The organism is Bacillus pseudomycoides DSM 12442 (assembly GCF_000161455.1).
GTDB lineage: Bacteria > Bacillota > Bacilli > Bacillales > Bacillaceae_G > Bacillus_A > Bacillus_A pseudomycoides.
Genome location: NZ_CM000745.1, coordinates 400,370 through 424,007, shown reverse-complemented (window position 1 = coordinate 424,007; position 23,638 = coordinate 400,370). Strand labels below are relative to the sequence as shown.

Annotated in this window: 25 protein-coding genes, 1 pseudogene, 3 riboswitches and 1 other annotated feature; of the genes and pseudogenes, 20 read left to right on the top strand and 6 right to left on the bottom strand. The window is 35.5% G+C overall.

The window, feature by feature from the left end:
* The first annotated feature begins 49 nt into the window (after positions 1-49).
* Positions 50-159, top strand: a riboswitch (TPP riboswitch).
* A 60-nt stretch (positions 160-219) separates the two neighbouring features.
* The 3 genes from thiM (at position 220) to ilvA (ending at position 3,196) form a co-directional block, all read left to right on the top strand.
* A complete protein-coding gene (gene thiM, locus BPMYX0001_RS02180; RefSeq protein ID WP_006093430.1) occupies positions 220-1,038 on the top strand; it encodes a hydroxyethylthiazole kinase in 819 nt (272 codons plus the stop codon).
* A 6-nt stretch (positions 1,039-1,044) separates the two neighbouring features.
* A complete protein-coding gene (thiE, locus tag BPMYX0001_RS02175) occupies positions 1,045-1,719 on the top strand; it encodes a thiamine phosphate synthase (RefSeq protein ID WP_006093429.1) in 675 nt (224 codons plus the stop codon).
* 268 nt (positions 1,720-1,987) lie between these two features.
* The gene (ilvA, locus tag BPMYX0001_RS02170; RefSeq protein ID WP_033798595.1) at positions 1,988-3,196 is read left to right on the top strand and encodes a threonine ammonia-lyase; all 1,209 of its coding nucleotides are present in this window, start codon (positions 1,988-1,990) and stop codon (positions 3,194-3,196) included.
* 74 nt (positions 3,197-3,270) lie between these two features.
* On the opposite strand, the gene BPMYX0001_RS02165 is transcribed toward ilvA, so the two are convergent.
* Together BPMYX0001_RS02165 and BPMYX0001_RS32905 are read right to left on the bottom strand one after the other, a co-directional pair.
* Positions 3,271-4,584: an anaerobic C4-dicarboxylate transporter family protein gene (locus tag BPMYX0001_RS02165; protein WP_006093427.1), complete on the bottom strand. Its 1,314-nt coding sequence runs from the start codon at positions 4,582-4,584 to the stop codon at positions 3,271-3,273.
* 277 nt (positions 4,585-4,861) lie between these two features.
* Positions 4,862-4,999 (bottom strand): hypothetical protein, encoded by a 138-nt coding sequence (locus tag BPMYX0001_RS32905; RefSeq protein ID WP_006093426.1) that lies wholly within the window; start codon positions 4,997-4,999, stop codon positions 4,862-4,864.
* A gap of 175 nt (positions 5,000-5,174) precedes the next feature.
* Positions 5,175-5,276, top strand: a riboswitch (TPP riboswitch).
* Positions 5,277-5,380: 104 nt separating this feature from the next.
* On the opposite strand from BPMYX0001_RS32905, the gene BPMYX0001_RS02160 reads away from it, so the two are divergent.
* The 5 genes from BPMYX0001_RS02160 (at position 5,381) to BPMYX0001_RS02140 (ending at position 10,230) form a co-directional block, all read left to right on the top strand.
* On the top strand, positions 5,381-5,701 hold the full coding sequence (locus tag BPMYX0001_RS02160) for an MTH1187 family thiamine-binding protein (protein WP_006093425.1): 321 nt from the start codon (positions 5,381-5,383) through the stop codon (positions 5,699-5,701).
* Positions 5,673-6,449 carry an ABC transporter permease gene (locus BPMYX0001_RS02155; protein WP_033798594.1) on the top strand — a complete coding sequence of 259 codons (777 nt, stop codon included), beginning with the start codon at positions 5,673-5,675 and terminating at the stop codon, positions 6,447-6,449. Before BPMYX0001_RS02160 ends, BPMYX0001_RS02155 begins: the two co-directional genes overlap by 29 nt.
* Positions 6,446-7,444: an ABC transporter substrate-binding protein gene (locus tag BPMYX0001_RS02150; RefSeq protein WP_033798593.1), complete on the top strand. Its 999-nt coding sequence runs from the start codon at positions 6,446-6,448 to the stop codon at positions 7,442-7,444. Before BPMYX0001_RS02155 ends, BPMYX0001_RS02150 begins: the two co-directional genes overlap by 4 nt.
* Positions 7,441-8,190, top strand: coding sequence for an ABC transporter ATP-binding protein (locus BPMYX0001_RS02145; RefSeq protein WP_033798592.1), 750 nt, complete (start codon positions 7,441-7,443; stop codon positions 8,188-8,190). Before BPMYX0001_RS02150 ends, BPMYX0001_RS02145 begins: the two co-directional genes overlap by 4 nt.
* Before the next feature lie 498 nt (positions 8,191-8,688).
* Positions 8,689-10,230 (top strand): ABC-F family ATP-binding cassette domain-containing protein, encoded by a 1,542-nt coding sequence (locus BPMYX0001_RS02140; protein ID WP_006093421.1) that lies wholly within the window; start codon positions 8,689-8,691, stop codon positions 10,228-10,230.
* Positions 10,231-10,329: 99 nt separating this feature from the next.
* Here BPMYX0001_RS02140 and BPMYX0001_RS02135 read toward each other — a convergent pair whose 3' ends face one another.
* The gene (locus BPMYX0001_RS02135) at positions 10,330-10,647 is read right to left on the bottom strand and encodes a hypothetical protein (RefSeq protein ID WP_018782583.1); all 318 of its coding nucleotides are present in this window, start codon (positions 10,645-10,647) and stop codon (positions 10,330-10,332) included.
* A gap of 235 nt (positions 10,648-10,882) precedes the next feature.
* A riboswitch (SAM riboswitch) is annotated at positions 10,883-10,996 on the top strand.
* A gap of 86 nt (positions 10,997-11,082) precedes the next feature.
* Between BPMYX0001_RS02135 and BPMYX0001_RS02130 the strand changes: the two genes are divergently transcribed.
* The 9 genes and pseudogenes from BPMYX0001_RS02130 (at position 11,083) to BPMYX0001_RS02090 (ending at position 16,924) form a co-directional block, all read left to right on the top strand.
* Positions 11,083-11,895, top strand: a complete 813-nt coding sequence (locus tag BPMYX0001_RS02130) for a MetQ/NlpA family ABC transporter substrate-binding protein (RefSeq protein ID WP_033798591.1) — start codon at positions 11,083-11,085, stop codon at positions 11,893-11,895.
* A 12-nt stretch (positions 11,896-11,907) separates the two neighbouring features.
* Entirely contained in the window at positions 11,908-12,948 is a 1,041-nt protein-coding gene (locus BPMYX0001_RS02125; RefSeq protein ID WP_006093415.1) for a methionine ABC transporter ATP-binding protein, read from the top strand.
* A complete protein-coding gene (locus BPMYX0001_RS02120) occupies positions 12,923-13,591 on the top strand; it encodes a methionine ABC transporter permease (protein ID WP_018782580.1) in 669 nt (222 codons plus the stop codon). Before BPMYX0001_RS02125 ends, BPMYX0001_RS02120 begins: the two co-directional genes overlap by 26 nt.
* 147 nt (positions 13,592-13,738) lie before the next feature.
* A pseudogene (locus BPMYX0001_RS02115) lies at positions 13,739-14,007 on the top strand (thioredoxin family protein).
* Between the two features lie 38 nt (positions 14,008-14,045).
* On the top strand, positions 14,046-14,300 hold the full coding sequence (locus tag BPMYX0001_RS02110) for a hypothetical protein (protein WP_033799600.1): 255 nt from the start codon (positions 14,046-14,048) through the stop codon (positions 14,298-14,300).
* Between the two features lie 147 nt (positions 14,301-14,447).
* Entirely contained in the window at positions 14,448-14,591 is a 144-nt protein-coding gene (locus BPMYX0001_RS02105) for a hypothetical protein (protein ID WP_003194771.1), read from the top strand.
* 80 nt (positions 14,592-14,671) lie between these two features.
* Positions 14,672-15,256, top strand: coding sequence for a TetR/AcrR family transcriptional regulator (locus BPMYX0001_RS02100; protein ID WP_003194773.1), 585 nt, complete (start codon positions 14,672-14,674; stop codon positions 15,254-15,256).
* A gap of 62 nt (positions 15,257-15,318) precedes the next feature.
* Positions 15,319-16,560: an MFS transporter gene (locus BPMYX0001_RS02095; RefSeq protein WP_006093408.1), complete on the top strand. Its 1,242-nt coding sequence runs from the start codon at positions 15,319-15,321 to the stop codon at positions 16,558-16,560.
* 112 nt (positions 16,561-16,672) lie between these two features.
* On the top strand, positions 16,673-16,924 hold the full coding sequence (locus tag BPMYX0001_RS02090) for a helix-turn-helix transcriptional regulator (RefSeq protein WP_006093406.1): 252 nt from the start codon (positions 16,673-16,675) through the stop codon (positions 16,922-16,924).
* Positions 16,925-17,192: 268 nt separating this feature from the next.
* Here BPMYX0001_RS02090 and BPMYX0001_RS02085 read toward each other — a convergent pair whose 3' ends face one another.
* On the bottom strand, positions 17,193-18,476 hold the full coding sequence (locus tag BPMYX0001_RS02085) for an MFS transporter (protein WP_006093404.1): 1,284 nt from the start codon (positions 18,474-18,476) through the stop codon (positions 17,193-17,195).
* Between the two features lie 108 nt (positions 18,477-18,584).
* Complete coding sequence (locus tag BPMYX0001_RS02080; RefSeq protein WP_006093402.1) at positions 18,585-19,898, bottom strand: alkaline phosphatase family protein; 1,314 nt, start codon at positions 19,896-19,898, stop codon at positions 18,585-18,587.
* 148 nt (positions 19,899-20,046) lie between these two features.
* Here BPMYX0001_RS02080 and BPMYX0001_RS02075 point away from each other — a divergent pair, with 148 nt between their 5' ends.
* The 3 genes from BPMYX0001_RS02075 (at position 20,047) to proS (ending at position 22,564) form a co-directional block, all read left to right on the top strand.
* Positions 20,047-20,325, top strand: coding sequence for a YesK-like family protein (locus BPMYX0001_RS02075; protein WP_018782577.1), 279 nt, complete (start codon positions 20,047-20,049; stop codon positions 20,323-20,325).
* Positions 20,326-20,490: 165 nt separating this feature from the next.
* On the top strand, positions 20,491-20,775 hold the full coding sequence (locus BPMYX0001_RS02070) for a YesK-like family protein (RefSeq protein ID WP_018766549.1): 285 nt from the start codon (positions 20,491-20,493) through the stop codon (positions 20,773-20,775).
* A gap of 104 nt (positions 20,776-20,879) precedes the next feature.
* Positions 20,880-21,089 (top strand) — a binding site (T-box leader).
* 44 nt (positions 21,090-21,133) lie between these two features.
* The gene (proS, locus tag BPMYX0001_RS02065; protein WP_006093398.1) at positions 21,134-22,564 is read left to right on the top strand and encodes a proline--tRNA ligase; all 1,431 of its coding nucleotides are present in this window, start codon (positions 21,134-21,136) and stop codon (positions 22,562-22,564) included.
* A 292-nt stretch (positions 22,565-22,856) separates the two neighbouring features.
* Here the strand turns inward: proS and BPMYX0001_RS02060 are convergent, their stop codons facing one another.
* A complete protein-coding gene (locus BPMYX0001_RS02060) occupies positions 22,857-23,555 on the bottom strand; it encodes a CPBP family intramembrane glutamic endopeptidase (RefSeq protein ID WP_018782576.1) in 699 nt (232 codons plus the stop codon).
* Positions 23,556-23,638: the final 83 nt, after the last annotated feature.

Genomic DNA, 23,638 nt, shown 5'->3' with positions numbered 1-23,638 from the left:
GTAACTTGTTATTTTAAGAGAATAAGAGTAGACTCTGAATTAGATGAATAAGAAAACACATGGGAGTTTGCGGAAGCAAACTGAGAGTACGGCTAATCTGTCGTTGACCATTTGAACCTGTTGGATAATGCCAGCGTAGGGAGAGTGTAAAAGCACATATTCAGGCACTTTGCATACGCGAAGTGTCTTTTTGTGTATCTCCCATTACTAAATTAGGAGATGAAAAGAATGAATATAAAAGAAATTGCAAAAGTAGTGGAAGTAGTAAGAGAGTCTAATCCACTTGTGCATAATATTACAAATGTTGTTGTGACAAATTTTACGGCCAATGGTTTACTTGCAGTAGGAGCATCACCAGTTATGGCGTATGCAAAAGAAGAAGTGGCTGAAATGGCTAGCATTGCAGGAGCACTTGTTTTAAATATGGGTACGCTTCGCCCTGAAGAAGTAGAAGCAATGCTAATTGCTGGAAAGTCTGCGAATACACATCATGTACCAATATTATTTGATCCAGTTGGTGCTGGAGCTACTTCTTACCGAACTGAAGTAGCAAGACATATTCCAAGTGAAGTGAAATTAGCAATGATTCGCGGGAATGCAGCGGAAATTGCTAATGTTATCAATGAAAAATGGGAAATTAAAGGTGTTGATGTTGGTGCTGGAAATGGAGATGTTGTAGGAATTGCGAAACAAGCAGCAGATGAACTAGATACAGTCGCGGTTATTACCGGAAAAGAAGATGTTGTAACAAATGGTGAGCGAACTTTTATCATTCGTAACGGCCATCCAATCTTAACGAAAGTTACAGGGACGGGATGTTTGTTAACTTCTGTAATGGGAGCATTTGCAGCGGTTGAAAAAGATTATGTGAAAGCAGCAGTTGCTGCATTAACGTTTTATGGGGTAGCAGCAGAAATCGCTGCTGCAAAAACCGTGGAGCTAGGACCGGGCAGTTTCCAAATCGAATTTTTGAATCAGCTAGCAAACATTACTGTGGATGATATTGAACAATATGGAAATATCCAAGAAGTGCAGTAAGAAAGGATGAGGGAAATGGCGCGCATTAATCAACAGCAAATGTCCAAATTATTGCAAGTGTATTTTATTATGGGTAGTAACAATTGCCAAAAGGATCCATTACGAGTAATGAAAGAAGCGCTAGATGGTGGAGTGACCCTTTTTCAATTTCGTGAAAAGGGTGAAGGAGCTTTAACTGGAAAAGAACGAGTCCATTTTGCAAAGCAGTTACAAGCACTTTGTAAAGAATATAATGTTCCATTTATTGTGAATGATGATGTAGACTTAGCAATTGAATTAGATGCAGATGGTATTCATGTTGGACAAGATGATGAAGGAATTACATTCGTTCGTGAAAAAATGGGAGATAAAATTGTTGGGGTATCTGCCCATACGATAGAAGAAGCACGCTTTGCCATTGCAAATGGGGCGGATTATTTAGGAGTAGGACCTATTTTTCCGACGAGTACGAAGAAAGATACAAAAGCGGTGCAAGGAACGAAAGGGTTGCGTCATTTTAGAGAGGCAGGGATTACAGTTCCGATTGTTGGTATTGGAGGAATTACAGTTAAAAATGCTGCTTCTGTTATAGAGGCAGGGGCTGATGGCGTTTCTGTTATTTCTGCAATTAGTTTAGCAGATTCGCCTTATGAAAGTACGTCTTTACTGACAGGTATTTTTAATGATAAAGTGAAACTTTAATTAGTGGGGGGTTCTTCATCCCATACTGATTATCATCCCTCACCAATTGGGATTTTACGGTCAGTTAATCTCCCACCTATCTTCCTCGTTTCTCTCTGAATCTTGAGGTGGGGGTCTTACTGCCCGCGAATAGCGGGATAAATAGTGAAAATTGTTGATATATGGGAAGAACCATTTCTAATCTGAAAAAATGGTTTTTTGTCGTATAAAACAAAGTGTGCGGCTCAAACTAATATGTATGAACATATATCGTTTCGGAGGGGAACATATGATTTCTTTACAAGATATTATAGCTGCTCATGAGAAAATGAAAGGCATTGTCCATATGACACCACTAGATTATTCAAGTACATTTAGTGAACTATCGCATAATGAAGTATATTTGAAACTCGAAAATTTACAAAAGACGGGTTCTTTTAAAGTACGTGGTTCTTATAATAAGATGGTTTCTCTTGATAAAGGTGAATTAGAAAATGGGGTTGTTGCAGCGTCTGCTGGAAATCATGCACAAGGAGTTGCCTATTCTAGTAATATGCTCGGTATTCCTTGTACGATTGTGATGCCAAAAGGTGCCCCGCTTAGTAAAGTGCTTGCGACTAAGCGATATGGTGCACATGTAGAGTTGCAAGGTGATGTATTTGACGATGCTTTAGCTTACGCACTTGATTTAAAAGAACAAACGGGAGCGAAGTTTGTTCACCCGTTTGATGATGAGGCTGTCATTGCTGGTCAAGGTACAGTTGGATTAGAAATTATGCAGCAGTTTGATGATATAGATGCAGTAATCTGTCCTGTTGGAGGCGGAGGTTTAATTGCAGGTATAGCGATGGCGATTAAAGAACAGAAGCCATCGGTAAAAATATATGGTGTACAAGCGCTTGCTTGTCCAGGTATGAAGCAATCCTTTGAAGAAAAGAAGGTAATTACAGTAGAATCTTCGCCGACTATGGCAGATGGAATCGCGGTAAAAAGACCAGGTGAGCTTACTTTTCAGCTTGTAGAGCGCTACGTAGATGATATTTTTTGTGTGGATGAAATGGAAATTGCACGAACGATGCTAATGCTACTTGAACGCAATAAATTATTAGTAGAGGGGTCCGGTGCTAGTTCATTAGCGGCGCTACTATATCAAAAAGTACCTGTGAAGGAAAAAAAGGTTGTGTCAGTTTTAAGTGGAGGGAATGTCGACGTAAACTTTATCACTCGTATTATTGAACATGGAATGGTTGAAGCTGGTCGATTTGTTCACATTGCGACAACAATTAAGGATAAACCAGGACATTTGCAACACTTACTTGAAATTGTGACAAATTTTGAAGCGAACGTATTACATATTCATTTAGAGAGAATTGGAACAAAGGTGTTTCCTGGGTATGCGCAGCTCCATTTATCATTAGAAACGAAAAATAAAAATCATATTGAAGAAGTGCTAAGCGCGATAGAGAAGAAAGGATATAATGTAGAGGTTATTGAATAAAGAATTTAAACAAACGTTTGATTAAATGAAAAAAGCACAAACTTTATTCAGAAAAAGTTTGTGCTTTTTATATATTAAAACATAATTGAAATTAGTAGCATCCCAATTCCAATGGAAGCAAATGTTGCGACCAGACCAGGAATCATAAAGCTATGATTTAATACATATTTACCAATACGTGTTGTTCCTGTACGGTCAAAGTTGATCGCAGCAACAATTGTTCCGTAGTTCGGAATGAAGAAATATCCGTTTACTGCAGGGAACATCGCAATAAGAAGTGCTGGTGAAATACCAAGTGATAATCCGAGTGGCACTAACGCACGTACTGTTGCTGCCTGGCTATACAGTAAAATAGATAGAATAAATAATGCAATAGCGAATAACCATGGTGCGCTTGTTACTAAGTGTTGAATCGATCCTTGAATCGTACTTAAGTTTCCGTTAAAGAATGTGTCTCCCATCCAAGCGATACCGAAGATTGCAACAACGGCTGTAGCACCAGCTTTGAAGACATTTCCAGATACAATGCTTTCTACATTTGGCTTACAGAAGATAATAATAAGAGCAGCAATTGTTAACATTACCATTTCAATTGTGTTTGGCATTGAAAGCCGAACTAATTTTCCGTCTATCATCCATCCTGGACGAAGTGCTTCGAATGAACCAAGAAGAACAACAAAAATAGTTGCAAATAAGAAGAGAACAACAGATAATTTGGCGCCCTTTGCACCGATAAATTCTTTCTTTTCTTCAAGTTTAGGAATCATTCCTTCTTTTAATCGTTTCAAGTATTCAGGGTCTTCATTTAACTCTTTACCCATTTTGCTGGCAACGAAAGCAGCTAGCATACAAGCGATGAAAGTAGAAGGAATACTTACTTTTAAAATATCTAACAATGTAATTTTATAATCAGCTAGCATTGCTAACAGGGCCACAGTTGCAGCAGAGATTGGACTTGCTGTAATTGCTTGTTGCGAAGCGATTACGGCAATTGACATCGGGCGTTCAGGTCTAATTCCTGATTCACGTGATACCTCTGCAATAACGGGAAGTACGGAATAGGCAACATGTCCAGTTCCAGCGCACAATGTAAATAAATATGTCACAATAGGTGCGAAAAATGTAATGCGCTTCGGGTTTTTACGAAGTGCTTTTTCTGCAAGATGAACAAGGTAATCCATTCCACCTGCAGCTTGTAAGGCACCTGCAGCTGTAATGACTGCTAAAATCATCAGCATAACGTCAATAGGAGGAGCTGTAGGTTGTAAATGGAATACGAATACAAGTATTGCCATACCAACGCCACCCATTACCCCTAGTCCAACTCCACCAAGGCGTGCACCGATAAAAATGCAGAGTAATAAGGTAAGAAATTGTAGCCAAAACATGATAAACTACCTCCAAAATTTATATGGTAAGATATTTTTGAATAATTTAATTTGAATGATAATTATTAAATTATTCAAATAAAGACCTGTTAAATCAACCTTTTTATTATATAACACATAAAATGTAACATTCACTATATTTTGTGACATTATTTTGGAAAAACAATTACTTTAATTTAATATATAAATAAGAAATAATGGACGTATAGTGAATGTGTTGCAAAGAAAAAAGCAGAAACGAATTCATCTGTTTCTGCTTTTTTCTTATGAAATAGACTTATTTTAGAGATTCTTTAATTTGTGTGAAAATATTAATAGCAAAAATGATAATAGCAAGAACAACAAGAATACTTCCACCAGCAACAAAAGGTATAGCTGCATGGTAGCCATAAATCTCAAGAGCAAGTGCAATCATTATAATCGGTAGTCCGATATGTAAGAGCCAAAAATGCCATTTACCAAGTTTTGAGGCACCAGCTTCTTTGAAAATATAGTATAAAATATATGAACAATAGATTATGAGCGGTATCATATTATGAAAAAATGTAGATTTGTTTGTTTGAAAAAATAAATCATGCTACAATGAAAACGAATTAAGACCGGGGAGCCAATTGGCTGAGAGGATGTAAGTAAGCATCGACCCTCAACCTGATCTGGATAATGCCAGCGTAGGGAGTTACTTAAAGTGATGTAAGCAGATGTTATTGTATAATAACTTGCATACAAGGCTTTCCTACGTATTTTGTAGGAAAGCCTTTTCTTTTTACAGAACATATTTTGCAAGGGGGATTTTCGGATGTCACAACAAGTTACAATTTCATTTTCAGTCGTACCACAAGCAAAAACGAAAGATGTGTATGCCGTTGTTGATAAAGCAATTGAAGTCGTACAACAATCGGGTGTTCGTTATGAAGTAGGTGCGATGGAAACAACACTAGAAGGAGAATTAGACGTGCTTCTTGATGTCATTAAGCGTGCACAACAAGCTTGTGTTGATGCTGGAGCAGAAGAGGTTATTACTTCTATTAAAATTCATTATCGTCCAAGTACAGGTGTAACGATTGATGAGAAAGTTTGGAAGTACCGTGATGAATATGAAAAACCAGAAACGATCTAACATAACAATTACAATGATTTGGCTAATCCTTCTCATTTCTATATGGGAAGGATCTGTTTCATTATTTCGAATTGAACCGTGGATTTTACCCAAGCCTTCTACTATTGTACAGGAACTCATTGGAATGAAAGATTTATTGTTGCCAAATACAATGCAAACACTACAAGAAGTTATCATCGGATTATTCTTTGCGATTTTACTTGGAACGAGTATTGCAATTATTATGGATGTGATTCCGTTATTTCGTGTGTTAATTAATCCGTTACTCGTTATTTCACAAACCATTCCGATTGTCGTACTAGCCCCTCTATTTATTATTTGGTTTGGATATGGAATGCTCCCAAAGGTGATGGTCGTTATTCTTGTTTGTTTCTTTCCAATTGCTCTTAGTATTTTAGAAGGTTTTCAAACAGTAGATAAAAACATGCTCAAGTTGCTGCAAACAATGCGTGCGACAAAATGGCAAATCTATCAGAAGGTAAAATTCCCTGCCGTGCTTCCATATTTTTTCTCTGGATTAAAAATTGCGGTTACATATAGCGTGATGGGAGCAATTATCGGGGAGTGGCTTGGTGCGAGCGAGGGATTAGGTGTTATGCTTACTCGTGCAACAAAATCCTTTTTAACAGCTCGTGTATTTGGTATTGCAGCAATTATTGTCATGGTGACATTGCTCTTGTATTTTATCGTAGAATTTATGGCAAGACTAACAGCACCATGGATATACAGAAAGGACGACAGAAAATGAAAAAAGGCTTAAAAGTGATGCTAGCTGCAATACTTGCAGCTGGTGTTGTTGGCTGTAATGCGGCGAAGAAAGAAGAGAGCGCAGATAAAGAAAAGAAAGTAAAAGTTGTTTTAGACTGGTTCCCGAATACAAACCATACTGGTTTATATGTAGCAAAGACGAAAGACTACTATAAAAAACAAGGTTTAGACGTAGAAATCATTCAGCCGGGTGATAACGTATCGGCAGAGCAAATGATTGCATCAGGAAAAGCTGATTTCGGTGTAAGTTATCAAGAAAACGTAACATCAGCTCGTGTTGAAGGAATACCGGTTGTTTCAATTGGAGCAATTATTCAACATAATACATCTGCATTTGCATCACTGAAAAAAGATAATATTACCTCTCCGAAAGGGTTTGAAGGTAAGCGCTACGGCGGTTGGGGTGCACCAGCAGAAGAAGCGACGTTAAAAACAATTATGGATAAGCATCAAGCTGATTTTAGTAAAGTAGAAAAGGTTGTTCTTGGACAAACAGATTTCTTTAAATCAATTGGCCGCGATGCAGACTTTGAATGGATTTATTATGGCTGGGATGGCATTGAAGCAAAACGACAAGGAAAAGAATTAAATACGATCATGGTAAAAGATTTAGATCCAGCGTTAGATTTCTATAGTCCTGTCATTATTACAAGTGAAAAGCATACAAAGCAAGATAAAGATTTTGTGAAAAAATTCATGAACGCAACGGCAGAAGGATATAACTTTGCAATTAAAGAGCCAAAAGAAGCGGCTGATATTTTAATTAAAAATGTACCGGACATTAATAAAGAGTTAGTACAAGAGAGCCAAAAATGGTTAAGTACGAAGTATCAAGACGATGCGAAAGCGTGGGGAGTACAGAAGGAAGAAGTTTGGACGAATTATATGAATTTCTTACACGATAACAAAGTTATTAAAAAGAAAATTGATGTAAAAGATGCCTTTACAAACGAGTTCCTTCCAAGTGAAAAATGAACGGATTACAAATAAAAGATGTTGTGAAAGCATTTGATGGGAAAAATGTACTAGAAAAGATTAGTGCTTCTATACAAGAAGGTGAGTTTGTCTCGTTTGTAGGCCCAAGTGGTTGCGGAAAAAGTACGTTATTAAATCTGATTGCGAGTGTTGAAGAGGCAACTAGTGGTGAGGTAATCTATAACGATACCCTTGTTCAAAAACAGGATAGTGTAAGTTATATGCCGCAACAAGATTTGTTGCTCCCGTGGCGTTCAGCACTACAAAATATTGTTCTTCCATTAGAAATTGATGGGAAGCCAAAGAAAGAGAGACTTACAGAAGGAATGGAAGCCTTGCAACAATTTGGTCTAGCTGAATACGCAAATCATTATCCAGATGCATTATCCGGTGGTATGCGTCAGCGTATTAGTTTCCTTCGTACCTATTTATGCGAAAAGCCGATTATGCTGCTTGATGAACCCTTTGGTAAGTTAGATGCATTTACAAAAATGGAAGTGCATCGTTGGCTTTTAGATTCATGGCATCAAGAGAAGCAAACAATCGTGATGGTAACCCATGACTTAGATGAAGCGATTCTATTATCTGATCGTGTATTCATTATGTCACAAAGGCCAGCTACGATTGTAGGTGAAGTAAAGGTTAACTTACCACGTCCTCGAACGATGGAAATGTTAACATCTCTTGAGTTAAAAGAAGATAAGGCCGAGATTTTAGGGATATTGTCTCCTTATATGCGGAAGTAATGAAAGTTTCTTAACAGTTTTTGTGACTGTTAAGAAGCTTTTTGTTTTAGAGGGAGGAACAATGGGTTAAATGATTGAACAAAGAGTGGATTTACTCATTTTAGATTTTACAAGTCTGTATGCAATGGAGAAAATGTCCAAAGAAATTTTTAAAGAAAAAGAGGAACCAAAAGATTCATAACGAATAAAATATAAGAGCATGGTGCATGCTTATTATAAGACAATAATGATTTATAAAGGAGTGAAAGGATAAGATGACTTTATCAACTGTTCTTCAAATGGTTTTAGCTTGATATGGGAGAAGTCTGCCCATTTTTAAAGTTTAAGCCAAATTGAAGACAGCAGGTAAAGAACCTTAATCCTTTTTTACGATAGTAATGTGTAATGGGTAAGGTGTGTTCACCTTACCCATTTTTCATATATACAATTAAATAAGATCTTTATTTTGCAGTTCTCCCTATTTGGCTTGTTAGTTATAAAGAAAAGGAGAGAACAAAAATGAGCGTATTAACAGTAGAAAATCTTACACATACGTATGGAGATAAAACCATTTTATATAATGCTTGTTTTCGATTATTACAAGGTGAACATGCGGGGCTTGTCGGAAGTAATGGTGCAGGAAAGTCAACATTGCTTCGGCTTTTAATAGGAGAAGTTTTGCCTGATGGGGGAATGATTGAATGGTTTCCGCATGTAAAGGCGGGGTTTTTAGAGCAGCATATTGATTTACAAGAAGGAACAACAATTGAGGAATATTTACAAAGTGCATTTTCTCATTTGTATGCGATTGAACGTGAAATGATAGTCATTGCTGAAAAGATGGCAAAGGAAACAGACTTAGATAAGTTATTAGTACACTATGGGGAATTACAAAATATACTAGAGGGTTCAGATTTTTATCAAGTTCATACGAAAATAGAAGAAGTAGCAGCTGGTTTAGGATTGTTAGACTTAGGGATGAAAAAAGATGTTTCAAAATTAAGTGGTGGCCAGCGTACAAAGTTATTACTTGGGAAGCTTCTTTTAGAGAAGCCACATGTTTTACTATTAGATGAACCAACAAACTATTTAGATACAGTTCATATAGATTGGCTAAGGGCGTATTTACAAGCGTATGAGCATGCCTATATTGTTGTGTCACATGATGAATCATTTTTAAACAATATTACGAATGTTATTTATCATTTAGAAGGGCAAACAATAAAGCGCTATACGGGGAATTATGAAAGATTTTTAGAAAGTTATCGCTTGCAGAAGCAGCAATTGCAAGTGGCTTATACGAGACAACAAAAGGAAATTGCAAATTTAGAGAGTTTTATTCAAAAAAATAAAATTCGAAAAGCAAAGCAGGCAAAAAGCCGTGAAAAGGTATTGGAGAAAATGAAAAAAATTGGAAAACATAACGATGTACCACGGTCGCGTTTTCATTTTCAGATTCACACTGAGCCTGTGAGCCGCATATTACAAGCACAGCAAATTCAAATTGGTTACGTGGAACCATTGTTTCCATCCCTTAATTTACAAGTGAAAAGGGGCGAAAAGATTGCAATTGTTGGTCATAATGGAATTGGAAAAACAACAATGCTAAAAACGTTGTTAGGACAATTAGAACCATTAAGCGGGAGAGTTCATATTGGAGAGCGGGTACAACCTGCATATTTTGCTCAAGAAGAATTTAGGGTAGAAGTTACACCACTTGAGCAAGTATGGTCAGGGCGTCCGGATATGACGCAAAAAGAAATTCGGCAATCCCTAGCAAGATGTGGTTTGAAGGCCGATCACATTCGGCAATCTCTATGCTCTTTAAGTGGTGGAGAACAAACGAAGGTACGTTTATGTGAACTTATGTTAATGCGGAGTAATGTTTTAATTCTAGATGAGCCGACGAATCATTTAGATGTACAGGCGAAAGAGGCATTGAGAGAAGCTTTAGAACACTATCAAGGGACAATTTTACTCGTTTCTCATGAACCTTCTTTTTATGAATCTTGGGTGACGAGAGTTTGGAATCTGGAGGAAATGAACGTTACTAAAAAATAAGAGAGCCGTTTATTTAGGAGTGTAATGGGCAAGGCATAAAATATTTTAGTATAAATAATATGAAAGCAGCTACATGTTACGTAGCTGCTTTCATATTATTTATTGATTTACTTGTAGTCGTTCTTGAATGAATAATAGTAATTTAACAATACTTTCTTCCGTATAAATATCAAATTTTTGTCGATGAAATTCACCATGTTCGTTATAAAAAATAAGTTCTCCTTTACCAGCAACTTCGTTTATCAACATATGAAAACTAAGTGGCGTTGCTACGATGGAGCCGTTATCATCTCGTAAAAGTATTTGGCATAGTGTTCCTTGTTGTGCCTCTTCATATAAAAAATCGTAATGAAAGGATTGAGAGAGTTTTTCTATCTGAGATAATAGTAGGGTTTGTATAGCATGTTTATCTTGCATACAGTATAACCTCTTTTCGTTTGTTTATATAAAGTATTTGCTGTTCTAGTATATTAACGATAGGGATACTTTGTACATAGCTATTGCCCATTACGTCTAGAGACTACCAAATAGATAATTAGAAGAAAGAAATCAATTATTCGTAAATAAATTATATTCAGAAAAATCCTATTGACAAAATTTTTTGTGAGATTTACTATTAGTACCATAGTTTTTGAAAAATTTAATACAAATACTCTTATCCAGAGAGGCGGAGGGACTGGCCCTATGATGCCCGGCAACCGAGCTTATGAATTATAAGCTAAGGTGCTAATTCCTGCAAAACGATTTTCGTTTTGGAAGATAAGAGAGGAGCCTATTTTGTCTATTCGACACCTCTCTTATTTGAGAGGTGTTTTTTGTTTAAGAACAGATATATATAAGGGGGAATTGTATATGAAAAAGTTGTTGTTAAGTATTGTAAGTGGAACAGTATTGTTATTAGGCGCATGTAGTGCTGATTCGGGGAAGGAAGCAAAAGCGCTAGATGAGAAAAAGATTACAGTTGGTGTAACAGGTGGACCACATGAGCAGATTTTTGAAAAAGTAAAAGAAGTGGCGGCAAAAGATGGTCTACAAGTTGATTTAAAGGTATTTAATGATTATGTAGCACCAAATGTATCGTTAGACGAAAAAGACATTGATGTGAATAGCTATCAAACGAAATCCTATTTAGATGTATTTAAAGCAGAACGCAATATGAAATTGACAGAAGTATTTTCAACGGTAACGTTCCCAATGGGAGTATATTCTAAAAAACTGAAAGATGTAAAAGAGTTAAAAGATGGAGATGCAATTGCTTTACCCAATGATCCAACGAATGAACTTCGGGCATTAAAATTATTTGAAAAAGCAGGTGTTTTAAAGGTTGATCCAAAAGCAACCGAGAAAGCAACTGTAAAAGATGTGATTGAGAATCCGAAGAATTTGAAAATTGTTGAATTAGAGGCGTCACAATTACCAACGCAGCTAGATGAAGTGAAAGCAGCGGCGATTAATACGAATTTTGCATTAGGTGCAAAACTAAATCCAGCTAAAGATTCTATTTTCCGTGAAGGAAAAGATTCACCATATGTAAACTGGGTGGTTGTTCGTACGGGAAATAAGGATGATGCAGCTGTAAAAAAATTAAAGAAAGCGTATCAATCTAAAGAAGTTAAAGAGTTTATTGAGAAAAAATTCGATGGTTCTGTTTTGCCATCTTGGTAGGAGCTGACTATAATGATTGAACTGAAAAATGTATCCAAAGTATTTACAACAAAAAAAGGTAAGGTTGAAGCTCTTAAACCAATTTCTCTTAAAGTAGAGAAAGGAGAAGTATTTGGAATCATCGGATATAGTGGCGCTGGTAAAAGTACATTAATCCGTTGTGTAAATTTATTAGAAAAACCAACAACAGGAAATATAATTGTAAATGAAAAAGATTTAACAACTTTATCTACAAAAGAGTTAGCGCAAGCGAGACAAAAAATCGGGATGATTTTTCAAGGATTTAACTTATTAAAAACAGTCAATGTTTATGAAAATATTGCATTACCTTTACGTCTAGCTGGGATTCCAAAAACTGAAATTGAAAAAAGAGTAGAAAAATATTTAAGTATTGTTGACCTTTTTGATAGAAAAGATGCATATCCAAGTGAGCTTTCTGGTGGTCAAAAACAGCGTGTTGCGATTGCGCGTGCACTATCCTATGAACCAGAAATTTTGCTAAGTGATGAAGCGACAAGTGCATTAGACCCAGAAACAACAGATTCTATTTTAGATTTGCTACTAGAGATCAATGAGAAAATAGGTATTACGATTTTGCTAATTACACACGAAATGAATGTAATTCAGCGTATATGTGATCGAGTTGCTGTAATGGAGAATGGGGCTGTGGTTGAGAGTGGCACAGTAAAGGATATTTTTACAAATCCGCAACATGTAACCACGAAAAAATTTGTAAACAGCGCTTTTGCAGCTAAAATTCCGGAAGAAGTACAGAAAGAGCTAAAAAACACTGGGGAGATTGTAACACTTTCGTTTATAGGGAACTCTTCAGGAGAACCAGCATTGGCTGTTGCTACAAAACGATTCCAAGTGTATCCCAATATTTTATCTGGTAATATTACACAATTAAAGCATGAAGCGTACGGTAAACTCGTTGTTCATATGCAAGGTGAAGAAAACGAGGTACATAGAGCTTTAGTATTTTTACAGGAACAAGGAATCATCGTAGAAGGAGGTAGGAAAGAGTATGGGAAACAAGTCCTTTTTGGATGAATGGAGTAACGTGATATGGGAAGCAACGATTCAAACGTTTCAAATGACATCAATTTCACTACTTATATCAATTATTATTGCATTGCCACTAGGAGTAACACTTGTTTTAACAAGGCCTGGTGGTCAACTAGAGAATAAAATCGTATACCCTATTTTTAATACAATTATTAATGTCATTCGTTCTATTCCATTTATTATTCTATTATTCTTCATTCTACCGTTTACAAAACTGCTTATGGGAACTTCAATTGGTGTGAAAGGTGTGATTGTACCGCTTGTTGTATTTACAGCTCCTTATATTGCACGTTTAATGGAAACAGCTTTACTAGAAGTGGATCGTGGTGTAATTGAGGCGTATCAAGCAATGGGAGTTTCTACTATAAAAATTATTTGGCACGTTATGGTTAGAGAAGCGCGTCCATCGCTTGTGCTCGGCTTGACCATCGCAACGATTGGATTAATCGGTGCAACTGCGATGGCTGGACTTGTAGGAGCAGGTGGTCTTGGAGATTTAGCATATCGATTCGGTCATTTGCGTTATGAGCCAGAAGTGATGTATGCAACAGTCTTTATCCTAATTATTCTTGTTCAAGGATTACAATCTCTAGGGAACGGGATTGCGAGAAAATTAAAGAAAGATTGAAAAAGTGCGGTAGCTCTAATATAAGAGGTACCGCACTTTTTTATTTTTTGGAATATAGGTATAAATAAAATTGAGACCTAATTTTTTTAGATACCATATCGTGGTATCATTTGAATTTTTCGTGTAAAATAATAGTAAAAATATGTAATAGAAGAATTAATAGCATATATTGAAGAACAAGGATGATTACTTTTATTCATAAAAACCGGAAATTGTGGCGTGATGTGATGTTAGAGAAGGTAAATCGTTTGTTAAAGCATTATAAAAATGTGGAAAATATTGTCGTTTCGTTGGAGGATATGAAAGAAATTTCAGCGAAGTATTTAGTATTTACAGCACCAACAGTTTTATTATTTCATCAAGGAAAAGAAATACTTTGTGAGTCACGATTTATTTCCTTAGGGGATATAGAATGAAGATTACAAATGTTCGGAAAATGAAAGGGGGATTTCATATGGGATTTGTAATAGCGGTATTATTGTTTTTAGTTTTAATTGGAATGATTGTAAAATCAATTAGATCGAATAAACGGAAAGTAAATCTTTATAAATCAGGTACTGGTGATAGTACATCCACTACGGCTACTTCTACACCATTTTTCTTTGCAGGATCTGATAGCGATAATTCACATGATTGTGGAAGTTCGTTTGGAGGAGATAGCGGTTTTTCAGGTGGTGATGGCGGTAGCTGTGGCGGCGGTGGAGATTAAAAAAATACGCTCTTTATGGGCGTACTTCTTTTTAAACAAACGTTTGATTAGTTGACTTGAATCCGTATAGAATCAGCTAAACAAACGTTTGTTTAAATGCAATGTATTAATAAATAAGGAATATATGATGTTATAAGGGGAATGAACATGGAGAAGAAGCCGAAAGTTAAAAATAAAGGGAAGGTAGCTTTATTTTTATTAGTTGCAGGGGGAGTATTTATTGTTAAACTTGGTTTGAAGGTTGGAGCTATTCATACACTTCGAACATGGTTTGAGAATACTTTTTCCTAAATAAGGAATATGCCCTCTTGTAAAAGAGGGTTTATATTTGTTAATATTAGACTGAACGGTCGGTTTGGTGAGGTGTGAACATGAGGAAGAGTGCAGAAGAGATAAAAAAAGAAATAGCGTACCAAGCGGAAGAGTTATTTTCACAAAAAGGATACGCTGCAACATCTATGGAAGATATTTGTGAAATTACTGAACGTAGTAAAGGTAGCATTTATTATCATTTTAAAAGCAAGGAAGAATTATTTTTATTTGTAGTAAAACAACATACGTATGATTGGCTTGAAAAGTGGAATGAAAAAGAAAAGCATTATCATACGAGTACCGAAAAATTATATGGGCTTGCAGAGTACCACGTGGAAGATATACAACAGCCTATTTTTAGTGCCGTGGAAGAGTTTTCTACAAGTCAAATTGTGAGCAAAGAAACTCTGGATGAAATGCTGGTTTTAGCAAGGGCATCATATGGTGTTTTTGAAAAATTAATTGAAGAAGGTATAAAATCTGGAGAATTCCGTCAAGGAGATACCAGGGATCTTATGTACATTGTAAATGGCTTATTATCAGGGCTTGGGGTACTTTACTATGAGCTAGACTCTACAGAAATGAAACGCATTTACAAGAAGGCAATAGATGTACTGCTACAAGGAATGGCAGCTGAATCTTAAATCAGCAGCTTTTCTTTCATACTAAATTAGACTGGACGGTCGGTTTATAAAGGGGAGATAGTATGAAATCTTTATTTAAAAATCGAGCATTTATGCTTGTTATGGCGTCTGATATTTTACAGCAGTTTGCAATTTGGATTCGAAATATGGCACTTTTGTATTTCGTTATGGAGCGAACAAATAATGATCCCGTTTCAGTTTCATTATTATCGGTTATGGAATACGCACCCATTTTTGTTTTTTCATTCATTGGTGGTGCGTTAGCAGATCGTTGGAATCCGAAACGAACGATGGTAGTAGGGGATATGCTGAGTATGGTATCTATTATTGGAATTGTGTTCTTGTTAAAAATGGATTATTGGCAGGCTATATTTTTTGCAGCGCTTGTTTCAGCGGTTGTTGGACAATTTTCTCAGCCTTCATCGTCACGAATATTTAAACGCTACGTAGAAGAAAAACATGTTGCAAATGCAATTGCAATAAACCAAACGCTACAGTCACTATTTATGATTTTTGGGCCAGTTGTAGGATCGATTGTTTATACACAGCTTGGGTTGTTTATTTCACTATATAGCTTAATTGGATTGTTTGTGTTATCGGCTATTACTCTTCCGTTTTTACCAAGATGGATAGAAAAAGAGAAAACTGAGGGTATTTCATTATGGAATGATATAAAAGAGGGATGGAGGTATGTCCTTCAAACAAAAAATTTATGTATGATTACAATTACTTTCGCAATTATTGGATTAGCAGTAGGATTAACAAATCCATTAGAAATATTTCTTGTTATTGAACGATTGGGAATGGAGAAGGAGGCTGTTCAATATTTAGCAGCTGCTGATGGAATAGGTATGCTCATTGGAGGCGTCGTTGCAGCAGTCTTTGCTTCAAAAGTGAATCCGAAAAAAATGTTTGTGTTTGGTATGGGTGTTTTGGCTATGTCTTTTCTTGTAGAAGGACTGTCTACATCATTTTGGATTACTAGTTTGATGCGGTTTGGAACGGGAATTTGCTTAGCTTGTGTGAACATTGTGGTTGGAACACTTATGATTCAGCTTGTACCGGAGAATATGGTAGGACGTGTAAATGGTACAATTTTACCGCTTTTTATGGGAACTATGTTAATTGGAAATTCACTAGCTGGGGGATTAAAAGAAGCGACTTCACTTATTATTGTATTTTGTATAGCGATGTCACTTATTTTACTCGCGATTTTACCAATTTTACGTATGAGAATAAATGAAGAAGTTAGAAATAAAAAAGAGGATGCAAATCAAAAGGGGGTTACGGATTCTTTGGTGTAGGAATTCTACTAGAACAGGAGCGATTCATGCTCCTTTTTTATCCCGCATTAACGGACAGTAAGACCCCCACTGATTAAAGTTTCACTTTATATGGGGATTTTTTGACAACTATATGTACCAAATATATACTGATATTGTAAAAATAATTTTACAGGCTAGGAGAAAAGATGTGAAAAACCAAATTTACGCATTGCGCACTGAAAATCATATTTCACAAGGTGCATTAGCTGATAAATGTAAAGTATCGAGACAGACGATAAATGCAATTGAAAATAATAAATATGATCCAAGTTTAGCTCTGGCATTTCGTTTAGCTGAAGTATTAGGGACAACGGTTGATAAATTATTTTTGTATAAGCAGTAGAGTTTTTATATAAATACGGATTGAAAGACCGACATAAAACTATTCCTTTTAGGTGGGAGAGAGCATCCGCCCATGGGTAGGAGCGGTCGGTGTCTTTTTTACCCCATGCCATGTGAAAACAGAAGGAGAAAACGAGTGGAGAACTTCTTTTTTTTTCATAACCACGACTTAGATATCGGGAAATTAAAATAGATATATATGGTAGTGGAAGGTGTCGATAGAATAATAGAAAATGTCCCTTTCTGCATGCAGAAAGGGACATTTTCTATTATAGTGTTTCCGATTTTGGAGCAGGTGGTGTAACAGAAGTCGCATTTTCTGGTACTCGTGTTAGTATGAATCCGCCGATTATAAATAAAACGATAATGCTTAGTACACCAGCATTTGTTCTTCCTGTTAGCTGAGTTGTTACACCGACTAATACGGGTCCCATAATAGCTGCGAACTTACCGAAAATATTATAGAATCCGAAGAATTCATTTGCAGATTCTTTCGGTACCAACTTTGCAAAATATGAGCGGCTGAGCGCTTGAATTCCGCCTTGAGAAGTTGCGACAAGCATTGCTAAAATCCAAAAGTCGAGTGTTGTTTTTAAGAAATAAGCGTATGCACAAATAATGATATAAATAATAACACCGACATAAAGCATTTTCTTGTCTTTGAACGTTTCAGATAGTTTCCCATACACCAAGGCGAATGGACAAGCGACAATTTGTGTTACAAATAAAATAATAAGTAAGTTTGTCGCACTAATACCAAGGTCTGTGCCATAAGCTGTGGACATTGTAATAATTGTATCGACGCCATCAATGTAGAAGAAATAAGCAAGCAAGAACAAAAATACAGTGCGATATTGACGGATATTTTTAAATGTATTAGCTAGGCGCTTAAAACTCATTGTGATCGGTTTTGGATGCCTTTCAATATAATGCGTTTGTTCCACATTTTTGAGCATCGGAATCGTAAATAATCCCCACCAAAGAGCTGTAATTGCAAAGGAAATTTGACTGGCGATACCAACTGATAATGGGATTGTTCCTTTTTGGGCAAGGATAATTAGAGTGAGGCATCCAATAAATGGAATTGTACTTCCGATATAGCCTAATGCAAAACCACGAGTTGAAATTCGGGTCATTCGATCTTCTGTTGTGATATCTACTAAAAATGCATCATAGAAAATGTTTGCTCCAGCAAATCCAACTAAAGCGAGCATATAGCAGCCTAGTAGTAAATACCACTGTGATGTTGGAACAACAGCTAGCATACTTGTAAATATAATACCGAGTCCAAAAAAGAATGTGAAAAAGCGTTTTTTAAAGCCTTTATAATCGGCAATTGTACCGAGAATAGGAGCGAGAATAGAAATTAAAAGTGTTGAGAGAGAATTTGCATATCCCCAATAAGCTGTTGAAGTTGCTCCAGATAGACCTGCTTCTTTTGCAGCAGCTTTGAAATAAATAGGAAATAGTGCAGTTGTAATGACGAGCGAGTATACCGAGTTGGCCCAGTCATACAATATCCAGCTTTTTTCTTGTCTGGACATTTTTTTCATAGAATGTTCCTCCTTATAGTCGTTCTAACATTAGTGTACAAAAATAGAAATAGGAAAAAGAGAAACAGAGGTAAGTTTTACGTATTTTTTACATAGATACACATTTCTTTACAATTGAAGTAAATCCTCTATTATAGTTCCGTCAGTTTCACCAAGGTATAATCCGAGCAACCGTGCAATGGTCGGTCCTTCGTCAATGAGACGCATATAAGGAATAATTGCACCTTGGCGAATGCCTTTTCCAGCGGCGATGAAGATGGTCTCATAGTTTGGTTTTGTTGGAGAATAGCCATGCGTACCGAACGTGTATTTTTTACTGGGAGTTACATCTTTTTCCGAGATTTCTTTTATAAACTCTCCTGTGTAGTTTTCGGTGAAGTAATAGCCTTCTCTTGCTTCAAGCATAAAAAGGCAGTTTCCATCAGCACCGCGCTCTTTTGCGCCTTCATCATGAAGGATAAATTCGATTCCATTTTGTTTATCTTGAAGGAGTTCTTCAAGAAGGTGTTGGACAACTTGTATAGTTTGGATATCATTTTTATCCTTTACATGTACATAAGCAGAGCCATCACAGCTTTGGCAATAAGCTTTCCAGTTTGTTAATTTGCCATCTTGATTTACTGAAATGAGTCCTTTTTGATGGAAAAGAACATTTAATTGAATAGCCTTATTCTCACTTAGAGCGCTATGATCACCGAGGGCAATAATTGTACTTGCTTCGTATATACCAGTTACTTTTAATGCTTTGATAATCTTCCCCAGTCTCTCATCGTGCCGCTGAATAGCAGCTGTTGTCTCTGTAGAAGAAAATCCATGATAATGCCTTTGTGTATCTAAATCTGTAAAGTGAACAAACATGACGTTCGGTTTTTTTGTTTGTATGGTATGTACGGCTGAGGCGAGGACAAAATCATCAAGTTCGGGCTGTGACAACCCTTTTCTAATATGGCCAAAACGACGATTTAAATCTAGCTGATACAACGGGCTTCCACTAAATAATGAAACAAGAACTTGATTTTGCCACGGTCTGTTTGGAAAAATTTCAGGTAAGTTGTAGTCAATTTTTGCTCTTCCTGTAACAGGCCATAGAAGTGCAGCTGTTGTTAAATTCGCTTTTCGTGCCTCGTCATATAATGTCGTTCCTTTAATAGAACGGCGGTACCAATGCCAATCTGGTGATTCCCTGCCAGGCTGAAGTAATGTATTGCTTACAACACCATGTTTGTTAGGATAGTTACCAGTTACAATAGTGGCGTGACTTGGATATGTTACAGAAGGATAAATAGCTTCTACTTTTTTTGCAATTGCACCTTGTTCTATTAAAGACCGAAAATGAGGAAGTTCTTGTAATATAGGAAAATCTAAAGCTGATAAACAGTCAAAAGATAAAACAATTACATGATTTGTTAATGGCTTGCCCATTGTGTATACCTCCTGTTATATAACCTATTATTATATATTACTATTAATACCTAGTAATAAAAATATCTTTCGGAGAAGAAAGTATTTTTTATATATTCAGACTGATAAGAGTATAATGTGCGTAAGAAGAAATCAAGGGGGAAGAAAGATGGAAACCTTTTTAATAATTAGTATCCTAACAGTAATTGTTGTTTTCTTTGTGTCGTTCATGTTACGAAAAAGCTTTCCGAATCGCTCATTTGATATTACGTTTGGTCTTATTATCATTATAATTTGTCTAATTTGTTTTCTAATCACGTTATTTTTTATTGGTGGATTTGAAGGTATGGCATATGGTTTCTTATGTTTCTTTATACTAATTGGAACAGTTGTTGGAATGTTACTTCATCAAATTGTAAAATTGCTTAGGGCGAAAATAAAAAATTGATAAGGGACATTTAGTAGATCCCTGCAAATTTTATGATACTTATTATTGTATATCACTATTAATATCTGATTATAAAAAATCATCCATGAGGAAGGTTTATTGTTTATTTTTTGAATTTTAAAACATATAATAATTATAGGGAAATTGATGGAAGGAGGATATGGAATGAATGGATTTGAAGTGTTTTTTATAATTGGAGCTGTAACAATTCTCATTGTATTTGCTGTTTCATTTTTATTAAAGAAGCAATTTCCAAAGAGACCGTTTGATATTATATTTGCACTTATTTTAATTCTCCTTTGTTTAGCTTTCTTTCCTTTTACTATCTTCGCTATTGGAGGATGGGATGGAATGGGTTATGGTATTGCATGTTTCTTTGTTTTAGTGGGAACAATCATCGGTATGATTACTCATCAATTTGTAAAACTCTTTCGGAAAAATTATGTGTAAATTCAGTATAAAACAGAAAAAAACGAAAAGAATATATAAAAATAAGAAAATTAGCTATTGTTTTAAAATAGAATTTATATTATGATATTCAACAAATTTATTTCGTTATAACGATGAAAAAGGATTAGTACATGTCCCACCTTTTTTCTAGAGAGAGAATCCATTTGGCTGGAAGATTCTTAAAAAGGCGATATGGAACCTACCTTTGCGTTCTGCATATGCAGCGGGAAGTTCCCGTTATCAAAAAGAGAGCATGTACAATTTATTTGTGCATGAATCAGGGTGGTAACGCCGGCAAAAGCTCGGTCCCTATTTAGGGGACACGGGCTTTTTTTATTTTCTAAAGGAGGAAAAGAATATGGCAAAAGAACAAGTTCAAGCTATTACAAAAATGGAAGAAGACTTTGCGCAGTGGTATACCGATATTGTGAAAAAAGCTGAGTTAGTTGATTATTCAAGTGTAAAAGGATGTATGATTTTACGTCCGTATGGATACGCGTTATGGGAAAATATGCAGAAAGTGATGGATGGGAAACTAAAAGAATCCGGTCATGAAAATGTGTATATGCCAATGTTTATTCCAGAGAGCTTACTACAAAAAGAGAAGGATCATGTGGAAGGATTTGCACCTGAAGTAGCATGGGTTACACATGGAGGAGACGAGAAGTTAGCGGAACGACTCTGCGTTCGTCCAACATCTGAAACTTTATTTTGTGAGCATTTTTCAAAAATTGTCCAGTCTTATAATGATTTACCTAAATTATATAATCAGTGGTGTTCGGTTGTCCGTTGGGAAAAAACGACGAGACCATTTCTTCGTACAACTGAGTTTTTATGGCAAGAAGGTCATACAATTCATGAAACGGCAGAAGAATCTCAAGAAGAAACGTTAAACATTTTAAACCTGTATGCCTCTTTCTGTGAAGATTACTTAGCAATTCCAGTAATTAAAGGACAGAAAACGGAAAAAGAAAAATTTGCAGGGGCGAAAGCAACATATACGATTGAAAGTTTAATGCATGATGGAAAAGCGCTTCAAACAGGAACATCTCATAACTTTGGGACTAATTTCTCTGAAGCGTTTGATATTAAATTTTTAGATCGTAATGGAAAATGGCAATATGTACATCAAACATCTTGGGGCGTATCAACAAGAATGATTGGTGGACTTATTATGGTTCATAGTGATAATAACGGGCTAGTGATGCCGCCAAAAGTAGCACCAGTACAAGTTGTTATTGTACCAATTGCTCAGCATAAAGAAGGTGTGTTAGAAAAGGCAACCCAGCTACAAGGACGTATTCAAAAAGTTGCGCGCGTAAAAATAGATGCTAGTAATAAAACGCCAGGTTGGAAATTTAACGAGTATGAAATGAAGGGTGTTCCAATTCGATTAGAAGTTGGTCCAAAAGATATAGAGAAGAATCAAGTGGTACTTGTCAGACGCGATACGAAGGAAAAAGAGTTCGTATCAATGGATCAATTAGAAGAGCGTATCACATCATTACTTGATGAGATTCACGATTCTCTATTTAATAAAGCAAAGGCATTTCGCGATGAAAACACATATAGTGTTACAGCCTTTGAGGAAATGAAGCAAGCGGCTGATGAAAAGCAAGGGTTTATTAAGGCAATGTGGTGTGGTGAGCTGGCTTGTGAAGAAAAATTAAAAGAAGAAGCAGGAGTATCATCGCGTTGTATACCATTTGAGCAAGAAGAATTAGTACAAGAATGTGTATGCTGTGGGAAGAAAGCAGAGCATATGGTGTATTGGGGCAAGGCGTATTAATTATGTAAGTTTTAAAATAGACCTTTATCTCGAACTTATAAAATTTGAGATAAAGGTCTATTTATATGTTTGTTTAAATTTACAGTATGTATTTTGGGGATGGAGTTATTTTGTTTTAATTATTTCTATTGTTTCCTATGAACCAATAGAACAATATCGAAAAGGAACGATGGCGGAAACTTAGGTGATAAGGCACAAGGCATGAACGTCATGTATGCAAGCGATGATCTTGTTCCACGATGTTAGGATTCAAAGCATTTCGTACAGCCACTTACATAATATTTAGTATAATCTATAAAAATGTAGAAAGATTGTAAGTAATATGAGCTATTATGCAAGGGAAAATGGAATTTGTTTTTTTGTAGAGTAATGAATACATGATTCCCGTTACTGTTGCAGAAATAATAAATGCGATATCGTAGTTATGAGCAATTCCAAATAGTAAACTAGATAGGATTAATCCAGCTAGAAAAGAATATTTTGTTTCAAAAAATTTAAGTATAATCCCACGATATATAATTTCTTCTTGAATTGGTCCTATTAATGCAATTGATAGGATAGCAATTATATTAATAGTGAATGATTGCTCATATAAATTTTCTATTCCTAAATGTTCAGCTTGGATTTCAGCAGAATAAGAATATAAATTTGTTATTTTATCGATAAAAGTATCGATTATATATACTAATAAAATATATAGATATGTTTGAGATGAATATAAAGGTTTGATATTGCATACAGATATAATTATTTTTTGAAAAGGTGTATATTTTAATATAAACAGAATCAATATAAATAAATAAAAAATATCAAATATAAAATCTTGTACAATTATAAGACTATCATTGTTAAATTTTTGTTGAATGAAATTTAATGAACTGGTCATTTTTAATGGAATACCTATAATTATTATTGCTATAAAGTTGACTAACAATGTTCCTAAAATAAATTCTTTCCAGGATATTTTAATTTGCTGTAATTTTGTCTCCATGCATGTTCTCCTGTTATTAATTTTTTCATTTATAATATTTTGTTTTATAAAGTTAATAGTATTAGATGGAAAAAGTATAAAGT

Coding starts and splice junctions, on each gene's coding strand:
- thiM (WP_006093430.1), top strand. CDS start 220: ATGAAAAGAATGAATATAAAAGAAATTGCAAAAGTAGTGGAAGTAGTA.
- thiE (WP_006093429.1), top strand. CDS start 1,045: ATGAGGGAAATGGCGCGCATTAATCAACAGCAAATGTCCAAATTATTG.
- ilvA (WP_033798595.1), top strand. CDS start 1,988: ATGATTTCTTTACAAGATATTATAGCTGCTCATGAGAAAATGAAAGGC.
- BPMYX0001_RS02165 (WP_006093427.1), bottom strand. CDS start 4,584: ATGTTTTGGCTACAATTTCTTACCTTATTACTCTGCATTTTTATCGGT.
- BPMYX0001_RS32905 (WP_006093426.1), bottom strand. CDS start 4,999: ATGATTGCACTTGCTCTTGAGATTTATGGCTACCATGCAGCTATACCT.
- BPMYX0001_RS02160 (WP_006093425.1), top strand. CDS start 5,381: ATGTCACAACAAGTTACAATTTCATTTTCAGTCGTACCACAAGCAAAA.
- BPMYX0001_RS02155 (WP_033798594.1), top strand. CDS start 5,673: ATGAATATGAAAAACCAGAAACGATCTAACATAACAATTACAATGATT.
- BPMYX0001_RS02150 (WP_033798593.1), top strand. CDS start 6,446: ATGAAAAAAGGCTTAAAAGTGATGCTAGCTGCAATACTTGCAGCTGGT.
- BPMYX0001_RS02145 (WP_033798592.1), top strand. CDS start 7,441: ATGAACGGATTACAAATAAAAGATGTTGTGAAAGCATTTGATGGGAAA.
- BPMYX0001_RS02140 (WP_006093421.1), top strand. CDS start 8,689: ATGAGCGTATTAACAGTAGAAAATCTTACACATACGTATGGAGATAAA.
- BPMYX0001_RS02135 (WP_018782583.1), bottom strand. CDS start 10,647: ATGCAAGATAAACATGCTATACAAACCCTACTATTATCTCAGATAGAA.
- BPMYX0001_RS02130 (WP_033798591.1), top strand. CDS start 11,083: ATGAAAAAGTTGTTGTTAAGTATTGTAAGTGGAACAGTATTGTTATTA.
- BPMYX0001_RS02125 (WP_006093415.1), top strand. CDS start 11,908: ATGATTGAACTGAAAAATGTATCCAAAGTATTTACAACAAAAAAAGGT.
- BPMYX0001_RS02120 (WP_018782580.1), top strand. CDS start 12,923: ATGGGAAACAAGTCCTTTTTGGATGAATGGAGTAACGTGATATGGGAA.
- BPMYX0001_RS02110 (WP_033799600.1), top strand. CDS start 14,046: ATGGGATTTGTAATAGCGGTATTATTGTTTTTAGTTTTAATTGGAATG.
- BPMYX0001_RS02105 (WP_003194771.1), top strand. CDS start 14,448: ATGGAGAAGAAGCCGAAAGTTAAAAATAAAGGGAAGGTAGCTTTATTT.
- BPMYX0001_RS02100 (WP_003194773.1), top strand. CDS start 14,672: ATGAGGAAGAGTGCAGAAGAGATAAAAAAAGAAATAGCGTACCAAGCG.
- BPMYX0001_RS02095 (WP_006093408.1), top strand. CDS start 15,319: ATGAAATCTTTATTTAAAAATCGAGCATTTATGCTTGTTATGGCGTCT.
- BPMYX0001_RS02090 (WP_006093406.1), top strand. CDS start 16,673: ATGTACCAAATATATACTGATATTGTAAAAATAATTTTACAGGCTAGG.
- BPMYX0001_RS02085 (WP_006093404.1), bottom strand. CDS start 18,476: ATGAAAAAAATGTCCAGACAAGAAAAAAGCTGGATATTGTATGACTGG.
- BPMYX0001_RS02080 (WP_006093402.1), bottom strand. CDS start 19,898: ATGGGCAAGCCATTAACAAATCATGTAATTGTTTTATCTTTTGACTGT.
- BPMYX0001_RS02075 (WP_018782577.1), top strand. CDS start 20,047: ATGGAAACCTTTTTAATAATTAGTATCCTAACAGTAATTGTTGTTTTC.
- BPMYX0001_RS02070 (WP_018766549.1), top strand. CDS start 20,491: ATGAATGGATTTGAAGTGTTTTTTATAATTGGAGCTGTAACAATTCTC.
- proS (WP_006093398.1), top strand. CDS start 21,134: ATGGCAAAAGAACAAGTTCAAGCTATTACAAAAATGGAAGAAGACTTT.
- BPMYX0001_RS02060 (WP_018782576.1), bottom strand. CDS start 23,555: ATGGAGACAAAATTACAGCAAATTAAAATATCCTGGAAAGAATTTATT.